17 protein-coding genes are annotated in these 16,396 nt (G+C 71.8%); 8 read left to right on the forward strand and 9 right to left on the reverse strand.

Annotation, left to right across the window (positions count from 1 at the left end; genetic code table 11):
- Window position 1: 1 nt before the first annotated feature.
- The gene (locus AC3A3L_RS17400; protein ID WP_487641301.1) at window positions 2–532 is read right to left on the reverse strand and encodes a hypothetical protein; all 531 of its coding nucleotides are present in this window, start codon (window positions 530–532) and stop codon (window positions 2–4) included.
- 5 nt (window positions 533–537) lie between these two features.
- The gene (locus AC3A3L_RS17405; protein ID WP_487641302.1) at window positions 538–1,032 is read right to left on the reverse strand and encodes a hypothetical protein; all 495 of its coding nucleotides are present in this window, start codon (window positions 1,030–1,032) and stop codon (window positions 538–540) included.
- Window positions 1,033–1,098: 66 nt separating this feature from the next.
- Here AC3A3L_RS17405 and AC3A3L_RS17410 point away from each other — a divergent pair, with 66 nt between their 5' ends.
- On the forward strand, window positions 1,099–1,758 hold the full coding sequence (locus AC3A3L_RS17410) for an ion channel (RefSeq protein ID WP_487641303.1): 660 nt from the start codon (window positions 1,099–1,101) through the stop codon (window positions 1,756–1,758).
- Here the strand turns inward: AC3A3L_RS17410 and AC3A3L_RS17415 are convergent.
- Both AC3A3L_RS17415 and AC3A3L_RS17420 read right to left on the reverse strand, forming a co-directional pair.
- Window positions 1,733–2,122, reverse strand: coding sequence for an MmcQ/YjbR family DNA-binding protein (locus AC3A3L_RS17415; RefSeq protein WP_487641304.1), 390 nt, complete (start codon window positions 2,120–2,122; stop codon window positions 1,733–1,735). The genes AC3A3L_RS17410 and AC3A3L_RS17415 overlap by 26 nt on opposite strands.
- Window positions 2,123–2,136: 14 nt before the next feature.
- Window positions 2,137–2,697, reverse strand: coding sequence for a hemerythrin domain-containing protein (locus AC3A3L_RS17420; RefSeq protein WP_487641305.1), 561 nt, complete (start codon window positions 2,695–2,697; stop codon window positions 2,137–2,139).
- A gap of 77 nt (window positions 2,698–2,774) precedes the next feature.
- Between AC3A3L_RS17420 and AC3A3L_RS17425 the strand changes: the two genes are divergently transcribed.
- A complete protein-coding gene (locus AC3A3L_RS17425) occupies window positions 2,775–3,290 on the forward strand; it encodes a DUF1707 SHOCT-like domain-containing protein (protein ID WP_487641306.1) in 516 nt (171 codons plus the stop codon).
- A gap of 1 nt (window position 3,291) precedes the next feature.
- Here AC3A3L_RS17425 and uvrB read toward each other — a convergent pair whose 3' ends face one another.
- A complete protein-coding gene (gene uvrB / locus AC3A3L_RS17430; protein ID WP_487641307.1) occupies window positions 3,292–5,421 on the reverse strand; it encodes an excinuclease ABC subunit UvrB in 2,130 nt (709 codons plus the stop codon).
- Between the two features lie 81 nt (window positions 5,422–5,502).
- On the opposite strand from uvrB, the gene AC3A3L_RS17435 reads away from it, so the two are divergent.
- Together AC3A3L_RS17435 and AC3A3L_RS17440 are read left to right on the forward strand one after the other, a co-directional pair.
- Window positions 5,503–5,739 (forward strand): hypothetical protein, encoded by a 237-nt coding sequence (locus AC3A3L_RS17435; RefSeq protein WP_487641308.1) that lies wholly within the window; start codon window positions 5,503–5,505, stop codon window positions 5,737–5,739.
- Window positions 5,740–5,810: 71 nt separating this feature from the next.
- Window positions 5,811–6,635 (forward strand): aminoglycoside phosphotransferase/kinase family protein, encoded by an 825-nt coding sequence (locus AC3A3L_RS17440; protein ID WP_487641309.1) that lies wholly within the window; start codon window positions 5,811–5,813, stop codon window positions 6,633–6,635.
- 25 nt (window positions 6,636–6,660) lie between these two features.
- Here the strand turns inward: AC3A3L_RS17440 and AC3A3L_RS17445 are convergent, their stop codons facing one another.
- Window positions 6,661–7,245 carry a dihydrofolate reductase family protein gene (locus tag AC3A3L_RS17445; RefSeq protein WP_487641310.1) on the reverse strand — a complete coding sequence of 195 codons (585 nt, stop codon included), beginning with the start codon at window positions 7,243–7,245 and terminating at the stop codon, window positions 6,661–6,663.
- Window positions 7,246–7,308: 63 nt separating this feature from the next.
- On the opposite strand from AC3A3L_RS17445, the gene AC3A3L_RS17450 reads away from it, so the two are divergent.
- A complete protein-coding gene (locus AC3A3L_RS17450; RefSeq protein WP_487641311.1) occupies window positions 7,309–8,553 on the forward strand; it encodes a phospholipase D-like domain-containing protein in 1,245 nt (414 codons plus the stop codon).
- Here AC3A3L_RS17450 and AC3A3L_RS17455 read toward each other — a convergent pair.
- The 3 genes from AC3A3L_RS17455 to AC3A3L_RS17465 form a co-directional block, all read right to left on the reverse strand.
- Window positions 8,513–9,376, reverse strand: coding sequence for a hypothetical protein (locus AC3A3L_RS17455; protein ID WP_487641312.1), 864 nt, complete (start codon window positions 9,374–9,376; stop codon window positions 8,513–8,515). The two genes, AC3A3L_RS17450 and AC3A3L_RS17455, sit on opposite strands and share 41 nt — an antisense overlap.
- Entirely contained in the window at window positions 9,373–11,037 is a 1,665-nt protein-coding gene (locus AC3A3L_RS17460) for an NAD(P)/FAD-dependent oxidoreductase (RefSeq protein ID WP_487641313.1), read from the reverse strand. The genes AC3A3L_RS17455 and AC3A3L_RS17460 overlap by 4 nt, the downstream gene beginning before the upstream one ends.
- A gap of 102 nt (window positions 11,038–11,139) precedes the next feature.
- Window positions 11,140–12,087 carry a DNA-3-methyladenine glycosylase family protein gene (locus AC3A3L_RS17465; protein ID WP_487641314.1) on the reverse strand — a complete coding sequence of 316 codons (948 nt, stop codon included), beginning with the start codon at window positions 12,085–12,087 and terminating at the stop codon, window positions 11,140–11,142.
- Between the two features lie 41 nt (window positions 12,088–12,128).
- Here AC3A3L_RS17465 and kynA point away from each other — a divergent pair, with 41 nt between their 5' ends.
- From kynA to pepN, 3 genes are all read left to right on the forward strand, one after another.
- A complete protein-coding gene (gene kynA, locus AC3A3L_RS17470) occupies window positions 12,129–12,995 on the forward strand; it encodes a tryptophan 2,3-dioxygenase (protein ID WP_487641315.1) in 867 nt (288 codons plus the stop codon).
- Window positions 12,996–13,128: 133 nt separating this feature from the next.
- Window positions 13,129–13,815, forward strand: coding sequence for a hypothetical protein (locus AC3A3L_RS17475; protein WP_487641316.1), 687 nt, complete (start codon window positions 13,129–13,131; stop codon window positions 13,813–13,815).
- Window positions 13,816–13,935: 120 nt separating this feature from the next.
- The gene (gene pepN, locus AC3A3L_RS17480) at window positions 13,936–16,368 is read left to right on the forward strand and encodes an aminopeptidase N (RefSeq protein ID WP_487641317.1); all 2,433 of its coding nucleotides are present in this window, start codon (window positions 13,936–13,938) and stop codon (window positions 16,366–16,368) included.
- Window positions 16,369–16,396: the final 28 nt, after the last annotated feature.

The raw sequence follows: 16,396 nt of genomic DNA on the forward strand, positions 1-16,396 counted from the left end.
GCTAGAGCGAGTCGAGCTCGCTGACCTTCCACTCGCCGTCCACCCGCTGCACCGTCACGAGCACCCGGTCCAGGTCCACCGTCGGGCGCTCCAGGTCCTGGCCCGAGGTGCGCTGGTTGACGAAGACCAGCACGCGGGCGTAGGTCGGCGACGCGGTCACCAGGGCGGTGTCGACGACCTCGGCCTCGACCACCGTCCGGTCCCGCCTGCTCGAGGTCGCCACGCCGGCCATCGTCCGGTCGTAGCGCTGACGCATCGCAGACGTCATCAGCTCACGCGCGGCGGCCTTGTCCTCGGTCAGGGTCTTCCAGGAGTAGCTGTAGGCCGCGGCGGCTCCTGCCTCCGCGCGCTCCCGCACGTCCTCCTTCACCGTCGACGAGGCCACGGTGGCGTCCGCCGAGTCGGCGCTGCTGATGTTCCTGCCGGACCCGTCGTCCGCGTCGCGAAGCACCCACACCAGGGCCGCCGCGGCGACCACGACCAGTGCTGCGAGCACCAGGGCCCACCGGTTCACTGTCGTCCTGCTCGTCACGGCGCTCACCTCACGAACTGCAGGTCGCTCGTGAGCCACCGGTCGTCCTCGCGGACGAGCCGCAGCCGCAGCCGGTAGTAGCGGACCTGGCCCTCGTCGCCCGTGCTCGAGTTGGTCACGGTGCTGTTGGCCGCGACGAGCACCGTGGCCGAGTCGTCGTCCTGGTCGCCCACCCCGAGCGCGACGACCTCCGGGGTCGAGGTCGCCTTCGTGCGGACCGCCTCGCTGGTCAGGGTCTCGCGCTGGGCGGCGTACTGGTCCGCGAAGTCGCCGGTCGCCCCGTCGAGGACGGCGTCGACGAGCGGGTCCATGTCGCGGTGGTCGACCGTGAGGAAGGCCAGCGCCTCCGCCCGCGCCGCCCCACCGACGTCCTGCTGGGCAGCCGTCAGGGCGTCGTCGATGTCGCCCTGCCGGGTGACGACCAGGCCGATCGCGACGAGCAGCGCGACGAGCACGACGGCGAGGCCACCGGCCACCCATCGCCCCGCTCGCTCACCCACGGGGCGAACCTAGCCCAGCGGAGCGTCGCCGTCCCGGTGACCCGCTCGTCCCTAGACTGCGTCGTCGTGGGCAGACGACTCGACCAGGTGACCGCGCACCCGTCCGCGATGCTGCTCGGCGCCCAGCTGCTGCAGGTGCTGGCCTGGCCGTTCCTCGGCGGATCGAAGGTCGGCGGCGCGTTCCTGGGCGTCATCGGCATGCTCGCCGTCGGCTCTGCGGTGCTCGCGGTCCGGCGTACGCCCCACGTGAGCCGGGTCGTGTTCTTCCTCGGCGCCCCGACGATCGTCTTCACCCTGCTGGAGGCGATCTTCCCCGAGGTGGACCCGATCGTGCTCGTCTCCGGCATGCTGCACGCGCCGTTCTACTTCTACGTCTCGTACGCGATGCTGCGCTACCTGCTGCACGACGACATCGTCACCACCGACGAGTACTTCGCGACCGGTGCGGCCTTCACCGTGGTGGCGTGGGGCTTCGCGTACCTGTTCGCCGCCGTGCAGGTCGTGTGGCCCGACTCGTTCATCAACGCCGAGGGCTACGACCGCCCGTGGTTCGAGCTGCTCTACCTGTCGTTCTCGACGCTCACGAGCGTCGGTCTCTCCGACATCGTGGCGGTCGGGCAGCAGGCCCGCTCGGTCGTCATGGTCGAGATGATGGTCGGGGTGTTCTACATCGCCATGGTCGTGGCGCGCATGGTCGGGCTCACGATGATGCGCCACCGTCGCTGACGCTCTCCCAGCCCGCCGGCCGGTCGCGCTTCGGCAACCGGGTGACGACGAGCCGGTAGGACTCCCCGACCGCCTCGACGAGCTCCACGTCCGGGATGGCACCGGCGAGCGCGAGGTCGTTCCAGCCGGAGCGGCCGATGTAGGCCATCACGCTCGCGTCGTCGGGATAGCGGTGCAGCCACTCGTCGGCCACCTCTCGGGTCGCACCCGCCTTGACGCCGACCGTCGTCGCACCGAGGAACGCGAAGATCTTGCCGCGCTCCCCGGGCCCGACCTTGAACACTGGGTGCTCGTGGTCCCAGGGGTTGTCCGGCCACGCTCCGGGGAAGCCCGCGCACAGCTCGTGCATCCGGGTCACGTCCACGCGACCACCTGCGCTCAGTCGTCGTCCTCCTCGTCCTCGTCGAGGAGGCCCTCCTCCTCAGCAGCCTCCACGATCCGGCGTACGTTGTCGATGTTGCCGCAGTCGGCGTCGAGCTGGGCGTTGCGCTCGGTCGCGAAGGCCTCGCCCAGCTCGGACCGGACCTTCTCGCTGACCTCCTCGCGGGCCGGGTTGAGGATCGTCAGCTCCTCCTCGGTGAGGTGGTGGTTGAGCGCGGTGGCGAGCTCCTCGACTGCGTCGTCGAAGGCCTGCGTGTCGGTGCCCTTCAGCTCGAGCACCTTGAGCATCGCCTCGTGGCCCTCGGCGTGCTCCTCCTCGCCGTGCTCGGCCTCGTGCTCGGTGATCGCGTCCTTGTTGCGGAGCTTGGGGTAGACGTGCTTCTCCTCCGCCTCGGCGTGCGCGACGTGCAGGGCCGCGAGCGCCTTGCGGACGGCGTCGCGGTCCGACGTGCTGTCGCGGAGCTGACGCATGAGTGCCTCGAAGCGGCGGTGGTCCTCGAGGATCAGGTCGATGACGTCACCGGAGACGGGGCGGCCGAGGTCGATGGGAGTGCTCATGGCGCGAACCTAGCGAGCGGCGTGCGACCCGGCCAGCACCCACCTCCGGACGGGTGGGCGTGCCTACGATGGTCGGCGTGCCAGGAATCGAGGTGTGGAGCCAGTTCGACCATGACCCGCGCAGCCCGGCGAACGGAGGCATCCGTGCCTCCGACCGGGACCGCGCGGTCATCGAGACCGTGCTGGCCGACGCGTTCGCGGAGGGCCGTCTCACCCGCGCCGAGTACGACGAGCGCACCGAGGCCGCCCTGTCCAGCCGCACGCTCGGCGACCTCGTCCCCCTCGTCGAGGACCTGCCGGTCGCCCGTGCCCCGCGAGCCGGGACGAGGAGCCACCAGGAGGAGGCCGTCCGCAGGTGGGAGTCCGACCGGCGCGAGGCGCTGATCGGCCTCATCGGGCTCTCGGCGCTCGTGTGGACCATCTGGGCGTTCACCACCCCGGGCGGGTTCCCGTGGCCGCTCTTCCCCATGGGAGCTGCCCTGATGAATCTCGTCCGGATCATCGCGAACAAGCGCGACATCGTCGAGGAGCACGTGAGGCAGCTCGAGAAGAAGGAGCGCAAGGAGCTCCGCAAGCGCGAGGAAGGCCTCTAGCTCACTTCGTCGCTTCCATCATCTGGCGGAGCTCCTTCTTGAGGTCACCGATCTCGTCGCGGAGGCGGGCGGCGACCTCGAACTGGAGGTCGGCGGCCGCCTGCTTCATCTGGTCGGTCAGGGTCTGGATGAGCTCGGCGAGGTCGGTGGACGGGATGCCGGCCGTGTCGGGCGCCTCGGCGTGGATCCTGGACAGCGCAGGTGTCGGCGACTTGCCCGCCTTGACGCCACCGGCGCGCCCCTTCTGGCCGACGTCGGCCCAGGTGCGCAGCAGCTCCTCGGTGTTCTCGTCCTCGCGGGCGAGCATCTCGGTGATGTCGGCGATCTTCTTGCGCAGCGGCTGCGGGTCGATCCCGCGCTCGGTGTTGTAGGCGACCTGGATGGCGCGACGACGGTTGGTCTCGTCGATCGCGGCCTCCATCGACGGCGTGATCTTGTCGGCGTACATGTGGACCTGGCCGGACACGTTGCGCGCCGCGCGACCGATCGTCTGGATGAGCGACTTGTCGGAGCGCAGGAAGCCCTCCTTGTCGGCGTCGAGGATCGCCACCAGCGACACCTCGGGCAGGTCGAGGCCCTCGCGCAGCAGGTTGATGCCGACGAGGACGTCGTACTCCCCCAGGCGCAGGTCGCGCAGCAGCTCGATGCGCTTGAGCGTGTCGACCTCGGAGTGGAGGTAGCGCGTCCTGATGCCGGCGTCGAGGAGGTAGTCGGTGAGGTCCTCGGACATCTTCTTGGTGAGCGTGGTGACCAGGACCCGCTCCCCCTTGTCGGAGCGCTCGCGGATCTCGTGGATCAGGTCGTCGATCTGCCCCTTGGTCGGCTTGACCACGACCTCGGGGTCGACGAGGCCGGTCGGGCGGATGATCTGCTGGACGGTGTTGTCCACGCCGCCGACCCGGTCGAGCTCGTAGTTGCCCGGCGTGGCGGAGAGGTAGACGGTCTGGCCGATCCGGTCGACGAACTCCTCCCAGCGCAGCGGGCGGTTGTCCATCGCGCTCGGCAGCCGGAAGCCGTGGTCGACGAGGTTGCGCTTGCGGGACATGTCGCCCTCGTACATGCCGCCGATCTGCGGCACCGCGACGTGGGACTCGTCGATGACGAGGACGAAGTCCTCCGGGAAGTAGTCGAGGAGCGTGTTGGGCGCACTGCCGCGGGTGCGGCCGTCCATGTGCATCGAGTAGTTCTCGATGCCGGAGCACGAGCCGACCTGGCGCATCATCTCGACGTCGTAGGTCGTGCGCATGCGCAGGCGCTGCGCCTCGAGCAGCTTGCCCTGCTTCTCGAACGCCGCGAGCTGGTCGTCGAGCTCGAGCTCGATGCCCTTGATCGCGCGCTCCATCCGCTCGGGGCCGGCGACGTAGTGGGTGGCCGGGAAGACGTGGAGCTCGGTGTCGTCGGAGACGACCTCGCCGGTGATCGGGTGGAGGGTCATCAGCCGCTCGATCTCGTCGCCGAAGAACTCGACACGGATCGCCAGCTCCTCGTAGACCGGGAAGATCTCGAGGGTGTCGCCGCGCACCCGAAACGTGCCGCGGGTGAACGACATGTCGTTGCGGGTGTACTGGATCTCCACGAGCCGGCGGAGCACCGAGTCGCGGTCGTGCTCCTCGCCGACCTTCAGCCGCAGCATCCGGTCGACGTACTCCTGGGGGGTGCCGAGGCCGTAGATGCAGGACACCGTCGAGACCACGATGGTGTCGCGGCGGGTGAGCAGGCTGTTGGTCGCGCTGTGGCGCAGCCGCTCGACCTCCTCGTTGATCGAGGAGTCCTTCTCGATGTAGGTGTCGGTCTGGGGGACGTAGGCCTCGGGCTGGTAGTAGTCGTAGTAGGACACGAAGTACTCGACCGCGTTGTCGGGGAAGAGCTGGCGCAGCTCGTTGGCGAACTGCGCGGCGAGGGTCTTGTTGGGCTGGAGCACCAGGACGGGCCGCTGCAGCTGCTCGGCCACCCACGCGACGGTGGCCGTCTTGCCGGTTCCGGTCGCACCGAGCAGCACGACGTCCTGCTCGCCGCCCTGGATCCGGCCGACGATCTCCTTGATCGCCGCCGGCTGGTCGCCTGAGGGCTCGTAGTCGGACACCACCTTGAAGGGGGCCACCCGGCGCTGGAGATCGGTGACTGGACGCATGCGTCGAGCGTACGCGGGCCCACCGACAGCGGGCTCGGTCGCTTCGCCCCGGACAGCCGCGCGGACGGGTTGGATGTCCGCATGGAGCAGGGCGAGGGACGGCAGTGGGTGGCCGGCGACGGCGACGCTTGTGCCGCGGCCCGGGCGTTCTCCCGGGCGCGGCTGCGCACGCGCGGGACGTGGGTCGCCTTGGCAGTGGCGTGGCTCGTCACCGGCACCCAGCTGACGTCGAGGTTCGGCCCCGAGACGTTCGAGCTCGCCGGCGCACGCATGACCAAGCACCATGCACGCAGTTGGGGCCGCATCAGCCGCGCCTGAGCGTGACCTGCGCCACGATCCACGCGAACTGCCTGCACCGTGCGCGCGGCACTCGTCCTACGCTCGCTGCCATGTCTTCTCGGGATCCTTACGGCGACACCGGCCGGCCCCCGGACCACGTGCTCGACCTGTTCGTCGCCGAGGGGGTCCTCGAGCCGCTCCCGGGCGGTCGCGGCACGACGTGGCGGGCCGGCGACCTCGCGCTGTCCCCCGGCCACGACGCCTCCGAGGGCTGGTTGGCGCCGATCCAGGCACGGCTGGCGGTGCGGCTCGACGAGCAGTCGCCCCGCTCGATCCGGCTGGCGCTGCCGGTGCCCGCCCGGGACGGGAACCTCGTCGTCGACGGCTGGACGGCGACCCGCTTCGAGCCGGACGCGACGCCGTGCCGGGACCTCGCGACCCTGCGGGCGACCGCCCACCTCCTGCACGCCCACCTCGCCGGCGCGGTGGCCGAGCGCCCGGCCGGGCTGGGCGCGCGCACCGACCGCTGGGGCGTGGCCGAGCGCCAGGCGTACGACGCCGACGCTGCCGTCGCGGCGGCGGCCGACCGCCCCGAGCCGGGCCTGGCAGCACTCGTCGACGGTCTCGCGGCCGGCCTGGACGACACCGACCTGGGTCGCGAGCACCTGGTCCACGCCGACCTGGCCGGCAACGTCCTGCTCGACGCCACAGGGATCCCGTTCGTGATCGACGTCTCCCCCGCCTGGCGCTCGCCCCTCTGGGCCGAGGCGGTCTGCGTGCTCGACGCGGTGCTGTGGCTCGGTGCGCCGAGGACGGCGCTCGACGGTTGGCGCACCGGGGTCGAGCGCCAGGCGATGCTCCGGGCGGCGCTGTTCCGGGTGCTGTCGGACGAGCCGTGCGACGTCGCGCGCTACACGGCGCTCGACCTGGCCTGAGCCCGGCTCGAGCCTCGCCCGGGCGTCAGCGCACCCGGTCGAGGGTGACGATCCGGACACCGCCGGGCAGGTCGACCCGTTCGACCGGCTCGAAGCGCGCGTGCGCGAACGGACCCGCGAGGAGCCGGCGTCCGTCGCCGATGACCGACGGGTTGACCTTGAGGACGAGCCGGTCGATCTCGGGGAGCAGCGTGTGGGCGAGGGTCCCGCCGCCGACCAGCCAGATGTCGAGGCCGGCCTCCGCCTTCAGCTCCCTGACCCGCTCGACCGGATCGCCCGCGACGACCTCGACCGGCAGGTCCGTCCGACCGGCGAGCGACCGGGAGACCACCAGGTGCCGCAGGTGTGGGTAGGCGTCGGTGAGCCCCGCCGACAGCCCGACGTCGTACGACCCCCTCCCCTCCACCACCGTGTCGAAGTGGGTGCCCGGACCGGTGATGCCCATCGCGTCGCGGGCGGGGCCGGGGAGCGTCTCGGGCCAGGTGGCGACCAGGTGCTCGACGAGGTCCGGCGTGACGGGCAGGAAGTCCGAGCCGCTGGGGTCACCGCCGTCCGGTCCGGCGATGAACCCGTCGAGCGTGACGGCGACCAGGTAGACGAGGCGGCGCATCCCACGCATGCTGCCAGCCGCGCCGCAGTCACCCCGACTGGGGTCCGTCGCTAGATTGACCCCGTGACCGTCGCCCGCACGCTGACCGCAGTCCGGCGCATCCTGATGGGACTCGTCGGTCTCCAGCTCACCGTCGCGGTGGCGCTCTCGCTCGTCGACTCCTACCGCCGCCGCGGCAAGCGGCCCAAGCCGTTCCCCGTGACCGGCCCCGGCACCGTGCCCGTCGGCGACGGGGAGATCACCACGTACACCTTCGGCCGCGACCTGTACGACGACATGCTCGCGGCGATCGACGGCGCCAAGAAGCAGATCCTCTTCGAGACCTACATCTGGAAGGGCGACGAGATCGGGTGGAAGTTCAAGACCGCCCTCGCCGCCGCCGCGGACCGAGGGGTCGACGTGCACTGCATCTACGACGGCTTCGCGAACATGGTCGTGTCCCCCGCGTTCAAGCGGTTCCCGCCGTCGCTCAAGGTGCTGCGCTACCCCGTGTGGACGGCGGGGATCCGCATCTGGGACCTGCGCCGCTACGGCCGCAACCACCGCAAGATGCTGGTGGTGGACGAGGAGGTCGCGTTCCTCGGCGGCTACAACATCGGCTCGGCCTACGCGACCGAGTGGCGCGACACCCACGTCCGGATCACGGGGCCGGGTGTCTGGGACATGAAGCGGGCCTTCGCCGACTTCTGGAACCTCAACCGCCACCACCGGCTGCGGCGCAACGACCGGCCGCTGCTGATCGAGACGGCGTCCGACTGGGACCCCCAGATCCGGGTCCACAAGAACGTCCCGCGGCAGTGGAACTTCCCGATCCGGAGCATGTACCTCGAGGCGATCGCTCGCGCGAGCCACAACATCTGGCTCACCACCGCCTACTTCCTGCCCGACCAGGACTTCGTCGACGCCCTCGCCGAGGCGGCGCGGCGCGGGGTCGACGTACGCATCCTGCTGCCCCTGAAGTCCAACCACATCGTGGCGGACTGGATCTCCCGCGGCTACTACGGCCAGCTGCTCACCGCCGGCGCGCGGATCCTGCGGTTCAAGGACGCGATGGTGCACGCGAAGACCGCCACCATCGACGGCAGCTGGTCCACCGTCGGCACCGCCAACATCGACCGCCTCAGCCTCCAGGGCAACTACGAGATCAACCTCGAGGTCATCGACCCGGCATTCGCGGCGATGATGGAGGAGGTCTTCGTCAACGACGAGACGAACTGCCTCGAGCTGACCCTGTCGGAGTGGGAGGCGCGCGACCTCAACCGGAAGTTCACCGAGAGCTTCCTGGCTCCCCTGCGCCCCCTGCTCTGAGCGACAGGATCCAGGCGGACACGACGGCGATCCACGCCAGCCCGGCGACGTAGGCCACCGCCGGCCAGCCCGACCAGTCGAGGTCGTCGCCGTGGCGCAGCAGCGCCACCGCCTCCAGCACCACGAACGCCGCCCCGGTGAGCCCGACGGGCCGCACCGACTCGCGGTCGTCGACCAGCCGGGCGTGGGCCGAGGCCCAGCCAAGACCGACCAGCCAGGCACCGATGGCGCGCGCCGTCAGCGGCGTGAGCGGCCACGCCCACCCGCCGGCGGCCCACTCGGGCGCCAGCAGCAGGGCCGCGCCCGCGGCGAGGAGCAGCGCGGCGAGGCCGACGAGCAGCCACCGCAGCCCAGCCGGGAGGCGTACGACGTCCACGTCCCGGGAGCCGCCGGCGCGCGCCTGGAGCACCAGGCCGGCGACCATGGCGAGCGGCACCCCGGCGTAGATCGCCAGCCAGCCCCACGTGATCGCGCGGGCGCTGGCGGGGTGCTCGGCGCCGAGGTGGAACTTGTCGAGGTGCACGAGCGTGACGACCAGCGTGAGGACGGTGAAGACCAGCACCGTCCACACGGTGAGGCGCGCGCGGCCCCACGTGCGCGAGCGGGCTCCCGCGACCTCGAGGACGGCGCTGGACCAGTAGGCCGCGCCGAGGAACACCGCCGTCATCGGCACGTCGATGGTCCACGAGAACCAGTCCGCCGTCCGGGTCGTTAAGACGGTCAGCTGGAAGCCGGCGAGGAAGACGAGCACGGCCGCCACGACGAGCAGCACCCGCATCCCGCGCGTCACCGGCGCACCGGTCGCGGCGTGGCGCCGGCTCATGCGGTCGGGGTCGCCAGCGGGTGCGCCGCGAGGTAGCCGTGAAGGGTCGCGATCACCGTCGCGCCGTCGCCGACGGCCGTCGCGACCCGCTTGATCGACCCGGCGCGCACGTCGCCGACGGCGAACACCCCCGGCAGGCTCGTCTCGAGCGGCAGGCGTCCCTCACCCCCGGTGACGACGAAGCCGGAGGCGTCGCGCTCGATCTCGGCAGGCAGCCACTGCGTTCGCGGCACCGAGCCGATGAGCACGAACAGGCCGCCGGCGGGAACCTCCTCGCCGCCGCCGGGGCCGCTGTGCTGCTCGCCCAGCGTGAGCGCGGCCAGGCAGCCGTCCTCCTGCCGACCGTCCAGGACGGCCGTGCCGTAGCGGATGCCGACGTTGCGGGTGGCGTCGAGCTGGGCGATGAGGTACTCCGACATGCTCGCCGCGAGCGACGCACCGCGCACGAGGAGGGTCACGTGGCGGGCGTAGCGTGCCAGGTGCAGCGCCGCCTGCCCGGCCGAGTTGCCGCCACCGATCACGTAGACCTCCATGCCGGCCATCGACGGCGCCTCGGCGACCGCTGCCCCGTAGAAGACCCCGCGTCCGACGAGCTCCTCCAGCGCCGGCACGCCGAGGCGGCGGTAGTCGACGCCGGTGGCGATGACGACGCTGCGGGTGCGGATGACGCTGCCGTCGGACATGGACACCGTCCGCAGGTCGCCGTCGGTGCCGAGCGCCTGGACCTCGCGGAGGAAGGAGTACTCGCTGCCGAAGGCCCAGGCCTGCTGGAACGACCGGTAGGCCAGGTGGGCACCGCTCACCCCGCGGGAGAAGCCGGGGTAGTTGCGGATGAGCGAGGACGTGCCGGCCTGGCCGCCCACCGCCTGCTGCTCGACGACCATCGTCGACAGTCCCTCGGAGGAGGCGTACACCGCGGCGGCCAGCCCGCTGGGCCCGGCGCCGACCACCACGACGTCGTACACGTGGTCGGCGGGCAGCGGGCCCATCAGCCCGAAGGCGTCGGCGATCTCGAGGTCGGTCGGCGCGACGAGCGTCGTGGGCGGGTTGGTGAAGGCGAGCTGGAGCACCGGGAGCTCGGGATCGGTGAGGCCGAGCCCTGCCAGCAGCCGGTTGGCGGACTCCGTGCCGACCTGGTGGAAACCGACCGGGATGTGGTTGCGGCCGAACTGGTCGCGCAGCGCGTGGGTGCGCTCGTCGCGCTGCTCGCCGATCATCCGCACCGCCTCGAAGCCGATGCCCTGGGCGAGGTGCCAGTCGTCGAGGGCGTCGGTGATCGCGCCGTGGAACTCCTCGTCGCGCCGGCGCTCGGGGCGCAGCAGCACGAGCTCGGCGTGCCCGTGGCTGATGGCGGTGAAGACGTCGCGGGTGCTGGCGAAGTCGCCCCAGATGGCGGCGACCGCCCGCTTGGCCGACGGGTGCATGCCATAGGCGCGGCGCAGGAAGTCGAGCCCGCCCCGGTCGTCGGGACCGTAGCCGGCGATCACGAGCGCCACCTGCCGCCCCCATCGCCGCAGCCCCTCGAGCACCGCGCGGGCGTGCTCGTAGTCCGCGCAGACGACCACCTCGTAGTCGCCTCCGTACCTGCGCCGCAGCTCCGACCCCAGCACGTCCCGCGACGTCTCGTCGGTCGTGGCCAGCAGCAGGACCGGATCGCCCATGTCGGCCTCCCTCGAGCCTTCACATCCGCATCGACGCTACTCCCGGCCCGCTGCGGGCGGCGACACCATTTCTGGGGGTCTGGACCGCTTCGGCGGGGCCGGTCAGCGGGTCGGGAGGTGCGTGGGCACGCTCATCCGCGGTCCGCGCCGCGGACGTGACTGCCCGCCAGCCATCGCCATCGCGGCAGCCCGCCCGCGCTGGGGGCGGTAGGGCTCGAGGAGCTCGCCCATCTCCTCGTCGGTGATGTCGTGGCCCACGAGCGCCCAGCCGACCCAGTTGGCGAGGTGGTAGTCGCCGAAGCTGACCGCGTCGGGGTCGCCCAGCGCACGCTGCCGCACCTCGGCGCTCGTCCACACCCCGACCCCCCGGACCGAGCGGAGCCGCCGGTCGGCCTCCTCGGCCGACACCTCGGTCACGCGCTCGAGCGACGACGCCAGCCGGCAGGCGGTCACCACAGTGCGGGACTGGGCGGGCTGGACGCCGAGGCGCAGCCACTCCCACGACGGGATCGCGGCGATCGTCTCGGGCGTCGGCTGCAGCATCAACCGCAGCGGAGCGACGGGGCCGGGCGCGGGCTCGCCGTGGCGTCGTACGAGCTCGCGGAACGAGCCGAAGGCCTGCTTGCCGGTGACCTTCTGCTCGAGGATCGAGGGCACCAGGGACTCCATCACCAGCCCGGTGCGGCCGATCCGCCAGTGCTGGTGGGTGCGCCAGCCGGCCGCGACCTCCGGGTGGTGGTGCGGCTCGAAGCCCGAGGGGTCGTCGTCGGCGCCCAGCAGCGCGGGCATCCGGTCGAGCGCCCACTCCGCTCCGGGCCCCCAGGCGCGGCCGAGGACCTCGCCCGCCGACGGCCTCGGCTGCACGCACAGCGACGCCGGCCCCTCCGGCGTGCGCATGGCGCGCCAGATCCTGCCGGACTCCTCGTGGCGCTGCGTCGGGTCACCCGCCCCGCGGCGCTGCGGGCGCAGCACCTGCGCCGGCGCGCACGGCCAGCCGGGCACCCAGGTGCGGGTGCGCGCGCCCGCATCCGGACGGGTCGTGGGGGCCATGGGTGCGACGGTAGACGAGACCACCGACTACCTTGCAGTCCATGGCACAGGGACCGGGTGGCACACCGAACCAGCGCAACCTCGAGGAGGGCATCCAGCGTGACTTCTCACGCTCGATGTCCTACGGCGACTACCTGCGCCTCGACGTGCTCCTGTCGGCCCAGCAGCCGCTGTCGGACCCGCAGCAGCACGACGAGCTGCTCTTCATCATCCAGCACCAGACCAGCGAGCTCTGGCTCAAGCTGATGGTCCACGAGCTGCGCTCGGCCCGCGCGCTGCTGCGCACCGACGACCTCTCCCCCGCGCTGAAGCGGCTCGCGCGCGTCAAGCACATCCAGCACACACTGACCGACCAGTGGTCCGTGCTCGCGACGCTGACGCCGTCGGAGTACGCCGAGATCCGGCCGTTCCTCGCCACCAGCTCGGGCTTCCAGTCCGCGCAGTACCGCGAGGTCGAGTTCCTGCTCGGCAACAAGAACGCCGACATGGTCAAGGTCTTCTCCCACGACGAGTCGGCGCGCGCCGCGCTCGACGAGCTGCTCCACGAGCCGTCCCTCTACGACGAGTTCCTCGCCCACCTCTCGCGCCAGGGGTACGCCGTCCCGCAGCGGCTGCTCGACCGCGACCAGACGCTGCCGCACACCACCGACGCCGAGCTCGTCGACCTCTTCGCGTCCGTCTACGCCGCGCCCGCCGAGCACTGGGGCGTCTACGAGACGTGCGAGGAGCTCGTCGACGTCGAGGACGCCTTCCAGCAGTGGCGCTTCCGCCACCTCCAGGTCGTGCAGCGCACCATCGGGCACAAGGTCGGCACCGGCGGGTCCTCGGGCGTCGACTTCCTGCGCCGGGCGCTCGACCTGACGTTCTTCCCCGAGCTCTACGAGGTGCGCACCCGCATCGGGCAGTAGGCGTCGGGCAGTAGGCATCAGCCCGGGGCGTCATGGAGTGGCGGCCACGACCCGTCGAAGCACCTGTCTCCCTTGACGCCTCCGGCCGCCTCGGCTGCACTCGGACCAGTCCGTCCGAGAGATCCGAGCCCGCATGCGTGCACGCCGCACCGCTCTACGAGCCGCACGTGGCGCCGCGCTCAGCGTGTGGCGCTACGTGCCCGACGCCGTCGATGTCTTCCGCGAGATGTCCGCGCGGAACGCCGAGATCACCCGCGCGCTCGCGGGACCCGGCCCGACCGCGTCGGACCGACGCAGGTTCGCCTTCGCACGGGTCTGGTGCGCCACTGTCTTCCCCGTCTACCAGGTGGCCGACGACATCCCCGGCTACTGGATCTACCTGCGGACCTACGACCTCACCGGCCCGCTGGGTGCGTACGTCGTCACCGCGCTCATCGCGTTCGTCCTCGCTGTGTCGCTCGGGCTCGTCCAGCGCGAGATCGAGCGGCACCGGGCCGAGCTGGTCGGACACCGTCCCGTCGACGACGACACCGACAACACCCGCTACCTCCTCGACGCGATCGTGATGAGCGCCCCGTGGCAGGTCTACCGCCGTGCGAACAGATCAGCAGCCGACCACCACGTGGGGCTGACGCCGGTGCGACGGATCGTCCAGTACGGCGCCGTCTACTGCGTCGTCAACACCGCCCTCTACGCCTTCGGCCGCTACCTCCCGGTGGGCGACTGGACCGGGTTCGGGATCGCACTCGTCGCCGTGACCGCGCTGGGAGGCGCGTGGGAGGGCGTGCGAAGCCGGTCGACCGTCGATGCACCTCGATGAGGCTCGCCGGAGCCTCGCAGCTCGCCCGGTGCCATTTCGTTCGCTCCCGCGGACGCCGCCGCCCTAGGCTGCGAGCGGCGCTCGATCGGGGCGTCGTCCGCCGACAGTGAGGACCACACCGTGTCCGTCCGCAGCCTTCGACAGGAGGAGGCGATCGAGCGCGCGGCCCTGCTGTCGGTCACCTCCTACGACATCGCCATCGACCTCACCGACCTGCCGGAGGGTCCCGCCTTCCGGGCCGTCAGCACGGTGCGGTTCACCGCCACCGATGGGGCGTCGACGTTCGTCGACTGCTGCGCCGAGGTCGAGTCGGCGACCCTCAACGGCGAGCCGTTGCCGGCAGCCGAGGAGGGGCGCATCGCCCTGGCCGGCCTCCAGCAGGACAACGAGCTCGTGGTCGCCACGGTGCAGAGCGAGACCAGGGACGGCCGCGGCGTGCACCGTGCCGTCGACCCCGCCGACAAGAACGTCTACCTCTGGACCAGCTTCGAGCCCGACGAGGCGCGCTACGCGTGGGCGTGCTTCGACCAGCCCGACCTCAAGGCACCGCACACGTTCACCGTCACCGCGCCGGAGTCGTGGACCGTGGTCAGCAACTCGGGCGACCCGGTCGTCGAGGCCGTCGAGGGCGGCCGCCGGTGGACGTTCTCGCCCACGCCCCGGCTGTCGACGTACAACCCGGTCGTCGTGGCCGGTCCGTTCGTCGAGCTGCGCAAGGAGGTCGGCGACCACGACCTGCGGCTCTACGCCCGCCAGACCCTCGCGTCGGTCCTCGAGCGCGACTCCGAGCAGCTGTTCACCCTCACCGAGCAGGGCCTCGCGTTCTTCGGCGACCGCTTCAGCATGCCGTTCCCGCAGCGCAGCTACGACCAGGTCTTCCTGCCCGAGTTCGGAGGGGCGATGGAGAACTACGGCTGCGTCACGTGGACCGACGACATCCTCAAGCGCCACGAGCCGACCACTGGCGAGTGGCAGTGGTTCGCCAACGTGCTGCTGCACGAGATGGCGCACATGTGGTTCGGCAACATCGTCACGATGCGCTGGTGGGACGACCTGTGGCTCAACGAGGCCTTCGCCGAGTTCGCGTGCATGTGGGCAGCCGAGCGCGCGACGGCGTACGGCGACACCGCCGCGAACAACCTCGTGCACGAGAAGCTGGCTGCCTACCTCGCCGACCAGGGGCCGAGCTCGCACCCGATCCGCCAACCCGTGCCGTCGGTCGCCGACGCCGAGTCGATCTTCGACTCGATCACCTACCCCAAGGGCGCCGCGGTGCTCAAGCAGCTCATGTACTTCGTGGGCGAGGAGACGTTCAGCAGGGGCATGGGCGACTACTTCGCCCGGCATGCCTGGGGCAACACCACCCTCGACGACCTCGTCGGCTCGCTGGAGCGGGCGAGCGGGCGCGACCTGCAGCCGTGGCGCACGGCGTGGCTCGAGACGGCCGGCGTGGACCGGCTCGGCGTCGAGCAGACGGCCGACGGCCTGGTGCTGACCGCGCTCGGGGCGCAGGGCGCCCCGCACCCGCAGGTGGTGGGGGTGGGCGCCTACCGCCGCGCGGGCGACGCCCTCGAGCAGGTCGGCTCCGTCCTGGTCGAGGTCGACGGCGAGCGCACGTCGGTGGACGGCCTGCCCGAGGCAGACCTCTACCTGGTGAACCACGACGACACCACCTTCGCCACCACGCGCCCGGACGCGGCCGGTCGCGAGGTGCTGGTGGGGCATCCGTCCGGACTGCCCACGACGCTGACGCGCGCGGTGGCCATCGCGACCGTGTGGGACATGCTCACCAACGGCGACGCGACCGCCGGCGAGGCCGTCGGGGCGATCACCGACGTGCTGTCGGTCGAGACCGTCGAGACCGTCGTCGACCCCTGCGTGGACCTCGCGCTCAGCGCCGCCCAGCAGTGGGCGCCCGAGGCGGAGCGGGTCCGGCTCGAGGCCCGGGTCGCCGCGGCTGCGCGTCACCTGGTCGATGCGGGGGTGTCACGCCAGACGGCCCTGCGCGCGCTGGTGCGCACGGCAGCGAGCGAGGCTGACCTCGACGAGCTGCTCGACGAGGTCGGGGACGACGTGGACCTCCAGTGGTACGTCCTGGAACGTCGCGCCCAGCTCGGCACCCTGGACGCCGACGCGATGCAGGCGCTGGAGGACCGCGACCCCGATCCCGACGCGTGGGTGCGTGCGCTACGGGTGCGCGCGAGCTCACCCGTCGCCGAGGCCAAGGAGGAGGCGTGGACGAAGGTGGTGGACCGCACGGTGCCGGTGCAGTCCGCGCGCGTCGTCGCGACTGCACTCTGGCGGCCGGGCCAGGCCGAGGTCCTGGCGCCGTTCCTCGACCGCTACCTCGAGGCGCTCCCGACGCTGCACGAGGGCGGGATGATCCCCGGCCTGGCGCTGACCGCGACGCTCTTCCCGGTGTACGCCGTCGACGAGGCCTGGGTGGCGCGCGCCCGCGAGGTCGCGGCCGCCCAGGCGGCGCCGGTCGTGGTCAGCGCGCTCACCGAGCGCTCCGAGGAGGTGCTGCGGATGGTGCGCACCCGGAGCCTCTGAGGCGGTCCTGGCCCGGGAGGCGCCTCAG

Source organism: Nocardioides sp. Soil_C_8, from assembly GCF_057656315.1.